General features: G+C 47.8%; 4 protein-coding genes and 3 rRNA genes. All 7 read left to right on the top strand.

Going from position 1 to position 7,542, the window contains the following annotated elements:
• Positions 1-141 (top strand): 23S ribosomal RNA (locus C7459_RS22165); the annotation flags it as partial.
• A gap of 51 nt (positions 142-192) precedes the next feature.
• Positions 193-309 (top strand): 5S ribosomal RNA (gene rrf / locus C7459_RS22160).
• Positions 310-373: 64 nt separating this feature from the next.
• Complete coding sequence (locus C7459_RS22155) at positions 374-1,777, top strand: toprim domain-containing protein (RefSeq protein WP_170119615.1); 1,404 nt, start codon at positions 374-376, stop codon at positions 1,775-1,777.
• Positions 1,753-3,159: a hypothetical protein gene (locus tag C7459_RS22150; protein ID WP_109691422.1), complete on the top strand. Its 1,407-nt coding sequence runs from the start codon at positions 1,753-1,755 to the stop codon at positions 3,157-3,159. Before C7459_RS22155 ends, C7459_RS22150 begins: the two co-directional genes overlap by 25 nt.
• Entirely contained in the window at positions 3,119-3,808 is a 690-nt protein-coding gene (locus C7459_RS22145) for a hypothetical protein (RefSeq protein ID WP_109691421.1), read from the top strand. The genes C7459_RS22150 and C7459_RS22145 overlap by 41 nt, the downstream gene beginning before the upstream one ends.
• A complete protein-coding gene (locus C7459_RS22140; protein WP_109691420.1) occupies positions 3,805-7,032 on the top strand; it encodes a coiled-coil domain-containing protein in 3,228 nt (1,075 codons plus the stop codon). Before C7459_RS22145 ends, C7459_RS22140 begins: the two co-directional genes overlap by 4 nt.
• A 323-nt stretch (positions 7,033-7,355) precedes the next feature.
• A 16S ribosomal RNA gene (locus C7459_RS22135) occupies positions 7,356-7,542 on the top strand; the annotation flags it as partial.

Here is a 7,542-nt window from a genome sequence, read left to right as displayed (position 1 = left end):
CGCGAAGCCCCCCTCAAGATAAGACTTCCCACACGGTCAACGTGGTAAGACCCCCAGTAGAAGACTGGGTTGATAGGCTGGGTGTGTACGTGCCGCGAGGCATTTAGCTGACCAGTACTAATAGGTCGAGGGCTTATCCTACGCAATACAACGTCTTGAACTCACAAAGTTGCTCTACTCCAGTTGTCACAGTCTCGTGATGATGGCGGAAAGGTCACACCTGTTCCCATCTCGAACACAGTAGTTAAGCTTTCCAGCGCCGATGGTACTTGGACCGCAGGGTCCTGGGAGAGTAGGACGTCGCGAGGCATCTAAAAGACCTGATCTCATGATCAGGTCTTTTTTAGATTATTCTTTAAGCGGAGGTGTTCGGATGATTTCGGATCGTTGGAACGATTACCTACAAAACGAGATCTTGAAAAGTGGCGAATGTCTAGAGGATGATGCGATTCATCATACTGGATTCGAACTTGAAATTCCAGTCATTCGAAAGACTGCGCGCCTTCTTAGAAGAGTTGCACTGCTACAGGTCGCAGGATCCAATCAGAAACTAACGGATGTTCCTGATCAACTTCTGAAGGTGTTTCATAGTCCGCTCGTGAAAAAGAATCTAGAACAGTTGCAGCCATATATATCTCAGGAAAGGGACATCATCGGGTATCTTCACCAAGGGCTGTTGATAAAAGAAACCCGATACAAAGCCGATGAACGAACAGTCGATTCTGTTTACTACCGAATGGGTTTAAGTCTCTACGAACATCTGCTTGCGCGAGACCGTGCCAAGGTGAACGAAGCACATAAACAAGTGGCAGATTGGCTTCTCTCTTGGGAGCGTGCCAAAGAACAGACCGTGATCCATTGTGAAGCTTCAACAGAGAAACTCCAAGCTTTTCTTACGCTCCAGAACTACCTTGATGATATCGCGCTCAGATGTCATATGGTTTCAGATCTGCAACAACTAGAGGTGCTGGAGTCTTCCCTAACCGTCCATCCAGAATGGAAGTGGCGATTCAAAAAGAACTTGCTTTTTGCAGAGTTCCTCGTCGCATTTTATCAACTTCTTCCTCGGACTGCATTTGATTTCAAAGAAATTGGGGCTGCGTATTTCCGAGCCATCGGAGGTTCAAAAGTATTTGATACGTACAAAAAAGATTTCTTGGAAAAATTAGAAGAACTAGTAGGTTGTCCTCTACACATCTTAGGTGTAGTCAGTTTAGGCGCGATCACGCCTATTTTTTTCAGCGGAGAACTAGAAGGGCAGAAGAAAGGTTCAGCTGATCGCGTGTACTATCCCTACGGTTCTGTCCATGCAACGACAGATCTAGCGGTGTACCACTATCATTTTCAAACCACAGCGAGAACAATTTGGTTAACCGAAAATCGCGCGATCATCACCCGAATGTCTGCGGAGTCTGATTTTTTACAACAAACACAGAGTCTCATCATCGGAGTCGATGGGCAAGTGCGAAGCGGGCACCGTAAACTAATTGAACAATTGGTTGCTCGATCCCAAAGCCTCAAGGAAATCATCGTTTGGCATGATTTTGATCCTGCGGGCTACCAAATTGGCCAGACCATCTGGCAGTTGTTGTCCCCATTTACACATTGCAAGATCAAATGGATCGTCCCCACAGAACTGGAAACAGGTAAAAAAACGGTGATCTCCACTTGGAATGAGTACGAAAAGCATATGCAATCCTATCTCCTCACGCAACGAATGGAGCAGGAAGAACAGGCAGGGGGATCCGACGAATGGAGAATATGGATGGAAAACTGATTTCCATCTTTGCTACAGAACCGCAACATCCAGCTCTTCGTGAATCCATGCGCGACTTATCGAAATTGGCAGGGGTGATTGGAGAGCTTGGAGAAGCCGATTACTTTTTGGACCCATCCAAAACCTTTCAGATAATCCGAGTCCTCCACATCTTGAATGAAGAAGCTCTAGGATTGACTTCTCTACTGGAAGACGAGAAGTCGATTTTTTATCGCTATCGGAATCTCTATGAGCAAGACCCTACAGTTGACATCAAGCGAATCGTGTTCATTTTGGGTAAATACAACTGGATCTACAAAGGGCCGAAACGAATTACGATGATGGATGTCGGCAAACGGATGATGGATACGCTAATTCGCTTGGCGAACGACTCGCTTGCCTACTACATGCAAGATGAAGTTACACGCTCGCTATTCCAAGCGAGACGAGATGCCGAGATCAGCGAGGCGTATGATGACAAAGGGATTTCTGGCGGAAATCGGTTGGCCAGCATGATCCGTAACATCGAAGAGGCGGTGTCCAAGTTACAGGAGCGTGAGTTAGAGTACTTAGCAGACCGCAACGCATTGCCACAAGTAGAAGTGATTCATGGAATGATGCAAGATTTGAGCGCTCGATTGAATGAAAGAATTGCTCAGTTTAGTACGTTCGAAGAGGGACTGCGCTACACACCTTTGATTCAAAAAGGAACAGGTGCCATGTTGAAGGGTACGCAGGTAAGCCTCGGCACCTTGCATAAAATCCTCCGCTTCTCCCATCTGCAAACAACTCCTGTTGGAGAGGCGATACAACATGATTCCCTTCGTACATATATGAGAGAGACCTATCACCAACAACTGCATTCAGACTTGCCTGATCCACACCAGATTCTGAGTTTCATGGAGCAAGATCTGATCGAGGGAGAACGATTGGATGGGTTGTGGGTGCCGGTGAAGTTCGCCTCTCCGATTCCTGGCGCTCAACTTGCCGCAACTGTGCAATTTCTGGAGGAGTACCAGCCGATTCTGGAGCCGTTAGAGGAAGTGCCTGCGTTCACGTTTGAACCTCCGCTCGAGCGCAGCGAAGCAGAGATTGCGGAATTGGTGGGAGAGAGTAACTGGCAACTCACCAAGAGTCAAATTGACACGGAGCAAATGGAACAGTATTTACAACAGGTGCAAGAATGCAGCTTGGAACAATTGGTGTTGGAAACTGGATCGGAGAAATGGGGCGACGCCATCAACGCACTCACTTCGCTCTCCGCTTTTATCGGGCATGAAAAGGCGCAACTGATCGAACCAACTGATCCCTTGGCCGAGATCGCAAGACCATCTGTCGTAAACAAGGAGTGGGAATTGTCAGATGACCAAGACAGGCGAAAACGAGTTCGTCGAACCAATTGAGAGCCCTTCGAATCCGCTTGCAGCGATGCAGCAAGTAGCGAGCGTTTTGACCCGTGATGAGGAGTACGCATTTATGCAGATTCTCTTTTCTTCCTCGGCAACGGTTCGTAACAATAACTTTGGTCTCCCCAAAAGAGAAGTCGAGAAGTTGCTGGGAACAGAGGACCCGCACGCATTCGATTCGTTCCTGAATCGCTTAAACCATGCTATCAGTCGCTACTTCCGATGTGTCTATGATGAACGACGAGACCGCGTTGTCGTGATCATGCGTGTGCCTGCACGTCAAGCGAGAGAAGTTCTTTCTGCGAAGAGTTTGTCTCTGCTGATGTACATTTTTTATCACCAAGATGTTTTGCAAAATGAATATACGCTGTTTACACAACTGTTTACGATCTTTGGTCATGAATCGATGCAGGCGCGGACAGAGATTCAGACCAATCTGGAACCGCTCATAAAAATTGGGGCGATCTCGAAATTGGAGACCACAAGCCAAGAGGTCGCATACTCTTTGACAGTCATCGGCAGCCAGATGTTTTCCGACTCTTTTTTGAAACGCTACACGGAATTCAGCCAGTCGCAACAGTTGAACAAGGAGGAAGTGCTTCGCTTTTTTAAACGTTATAACCTGCAAGGAGATGGGACCCTATGATTCCATGGAAACTGCAATTTTCTGGCATTCGTGATTATAACCCAACGGATCTGGACGTTTCAGGGGAACTCGATCATATCCTCATCACTGGGACCAATGGGTCAGGAAAGTCGACCATTTCGTTTTGTTGGGGAGCCGTTCTGGGTTCAAGCAAAGTCGACTTGGAAGGTTTACGGTCAAAAAATGTACCGGCGGACCAAGTCTGGCACGCAACGATCCATTTGATTTTTCTCAATGAGGGGGTGCATCGAATTGATGCCCCTCGTTATGTGCGGTTTTCACTGCAACTTGAGCAAAAGCCAAACGATCTGTTGAAGAAACGCTACCAGATCTCCGAGGGGGATGAATTCGACCGTTGGGAGACGCAAACGATATTTACCTCTGGAGATAGCGTGTACAATTTTCGTGCCTACAGCCAGCGTATTCTCAGCAAGTACGCGATTGATCCGGACACATTTTATTTGATTTGGTATCAACAGGAGGTCAATCAGTTCGCTACGATGCATCCAGGTGAACGTTTCCGCACCTTCAGTGAGATGACGGGGATCGATCATTTGCAACGAGATTGGGAGAGCAGCCGAGAACGTGTGCGTGACGCGGAAGAAGCTGTGGAGGAAGCCAAGAAAAACCAAACAAATCACAAACACGCGCTAGGGGATTGGAAAACGCGACTGGATAAATTCCTCGACCGTCAGAAGCGTCGTAAACTAGGGTTGCAGAAGTATGCCATGTCGCTGAAGGTATTAGAAAAAATAAACGTTGGGCAAGCAGATGCCATGAGAGCGAAACTAGAATCCTGGAAGGCATCGTTACAGGAGCTGACGGAGAAAAGGGACGCCTGCAGTCGGCAAAAGAAAGCCGCTCAAGCACGGGTTTCGAAATGTTCAGAAGAGTATAGGGAGCTAGAAGCGAATTTGACGTCGTTGGAAAAACGTTTGGAGGCAAAGCGTACTGAACAAAAGGCGAACGACCAACGCCATTCAGAACTTGCATCGCAAATGAAGGAAATTCAGCAATCGATTCAAATGATTCCACTTACCGAGCTTGAGGTGCAGCAAGAGTTGCAGGGAAAATTTGCGGAACAAAAACGACTTGCACAAGAGTCCGAGCAATTGCATCACGATCTAGGGAAGTTGGAGGAGTTCATCGGAGAACTTCGAAGCCAAATCATCCGCTTGGAATATCAGATGGATGAAAACCGAAGACAGGAACAGGAATCGCTGAATTGGTTGCGTCAATATCAGGGAAGTCACCACGTCCAAGTCGAGATTGAGAGGTTGGAGCATGATCGAAGGCAATGGAACGAGGAGCTTCACCAATGGCAGAAATTCTGTGTACAATTGCGTGAGGAGCAGGCGACTTTACAGTCTAATCGCTTTGTCAGTCCGCGTCAGGAGAAGTCGATTCGCTTTTTCCGTGAGCGGGGGGTGGACGTGTATCCGTTGCGCGAATTAATTGAATTAGATGAGAATTCTTCACTAACCCAAGAAGCAAAATTCGATGCGATCAAGTACACCTTGTTTGTCCAAGGAAAAGGGTTTCGACCCCCGACGGATCTGTATCATGTAGAACTTCCAGAGATCGTGCCGGGTACTTGGCTGATTCAGTTACCCGAGTATCATTTGAAAGTCAGAGAGGGTCTAGATGATCGTCGGCACGCTGCAGCGGCCAAAGCTCTTTGGTGGGTCAATAGTTTTTTGAAAGATGTAGATGGCCCGCATTTGGAAGACAACATTCTCATTGATAGCAAAGGTCGGCGCGGAGTTCAGGAAGAGATGGGGTACATTCTGAGTGAGAGAGCCTTGACGATTCGCTTACAGAAACTGACGAACGAATTGCAATCGCTTGAGCAAAAATGTACGGTTCATCAAGATCGTTTGGAAAAATTGGATGAAGTAGATTCGACTCTTCGCGGGGTTCTTCCTAAAATCAAAGACGCAGAAGCTTTCTTGTCGCAAACGGCTGAACGTGATCATCAACGCAGGACGCTGGCTGAGAAGCGGTCGGATTTCGACACTCATGATCAACGTTTGAAAAAAATGCGGGAACGACAAGGGGAGGTAAAACTCTTCCTCTCTCATCTTCAGAGGGATCTTGACGTTCTCTCGAAGTATCAAGCGGTGTACCAGGAGTTTGCACAAGAGAGTGAGAAAATTGCAGAATTGCAACGCTTGGTAGCTGAAGTTCTCGCGGGGCAAGCCCAACTGAAAGTATGGCAAGATTGCCGAGAGGAGTTGTCTGACCAGTTAGCCCAATGCGAACGGGCAATGGATACCGCCAAGAAGGAAGTAAGGCATTTGGAGCGAGAGGAAGCAGATCGACTTCGTGAGGAGATGGATCTACAGAAGCGGCATAAAAAAGGGTCGGAGGAGCATCTGCAAGCCATTGAAGCGATGTTTCGGTTTCGAAAGGAGTTTCAAGCGTTAGAGGAGGAGCCCATCAAGCCGATTTTTGCTGAACTGGAACAAGAGGGGTGGTCGCTTGATCACCTAGAAACCTGGAATGAAGCGGAGGCAAGTCGCGTTCGGGTTGAAAGCAAAATCGAGTGGGAGCATGCGTATCGGCAGCAAGTGGACGAATCCGCCCCTTACAATTATGAAAAAGTAAAGGCAGAGTACGATCGCGGGAAAGATGAGGTTCAAAGGTCGATATTGATCTTGTCGGAAGTGAAAGATCGAATGGACGACATGGAAGAACGCCTCCGAGCAACGATCCGTTTGCGGCTGCATAAAATCCATGAGCGTTTTTCCCGTTATATGGAGATGTTTGGATTTGAAGGTCAAGTTGAATGGGACATGTACTCAGGGCGAAATGGGGAGATGCGATACGATCTCTACATCAAGGCACGCAAAAAAGGGCATCGTGGGAAAGCCGAAGATGTCGGGGTAAAGGGTCGAGGGGGAAAAGTGGGGAAGGGCGTCTCGGGGGGCGAGGAGTCGCTTAGTTCCTTATTGTTTGCGCTTGCTTTGCTCCAAACAATTGAAGCCTCCCCAGGTTTCCTCGTGCTGGACGAGTTTGATAGTGCTTTGGACGAGCATCGTAAGGAGCGGGTACTTCTCTTGTACGAGCAAGAGTTGAAGCGGAAGTTGATTATCTTGACTCCTAAGTCGCATGGGGAGAGTTATTTGGCGCATTTTAAAAAAGCCTATGCGGTCTATCATGACCCGAGTATTCCGCAAAGCAATGTGATCAAGATCAATCGAACAAGGAATCAAGAAGCCTGATCCTTATGGGGATCAGGCTTTTTTGGAAGGAGGGGAACAAGAAATGGCGCATTCATGTGTGTGTGACGGGTGTTAGGAGGTGAGTAGGTCTTTTGCTCAGGTTTGTTTAGGCGAGGTTTGGTAGTCGGGTCGTGGCCGTGGTAAGATAACTCTTGTCGCCGCGAGAGATGCGGTGAATGATTGAGAAGGTAGATGGAGAATCTACCAGTTGACTTGTACGTGATTGGTATGTTATCTTGATTGAGTCGCTTCGGCGGCACTGATTGATCCTTGAAAACTAAACGAGTGATAGATGAGAATCGATTCGAGCCTTGAATCAAACTTTAATTGAGAGTTTGATCCTGGCTCAGGACGAACGCTGGCGGCGTGCCTAATACATGCAAGTCGAGCGGACTGATGTGGAGCTTGCTCCATTGATGTCAGCGGCGGACGGGTGAGTAACACGTGGGTAACCTGCCTGGCAGACTGGGATAACGCTTGGAAACGAGTGCTAATACCGGATGATCTCTT

The organism is Tumebacillus permanentifrigoris, from assembly GCF_003148565.1.
In the GTDB taxonomy this organism is placed as follows: Bacteria; Bacillota; Bacilli; order Tumebacillales; family Tumebacillaceae; genus Tumebacillus; species Tumebacillus permanentifrigoris.
The sequence above is the reverse complement of the archived record's forward strand: the minus strand, read 5'-3'. Positions and strand labels throughout refer to the sequence as shown.

Coding starts and splice junctions, on each gene's coding strand:
- C7459_RS22155 (WP_170119615.1), top strand. CDS start 374: ATGATTTCGGATCGTTGGAACGATTACCTACAAAACGAGATCTTGAAA.
- C7459_RS22150 (WP_109691422.1), top strand. CDS start 1,753: ATGGAGAATATGGATGGAAAACTGATTTCCATCTTTGCTACAGAACCG.
- C7459_RS22145 (WP_109691421.1), top strand. CDS start 3,119: ATGACCAAGACAGGCGAAAACGAGTTCGTCGAACCAATTGAGAGCCCT.
- C7459_RS22140 (WP_109691420.1), top strand. CDS start 3,805: ATGATTCCATGGAAACTGCAATTTTCTGGCATTCGTGATTATAACCCA.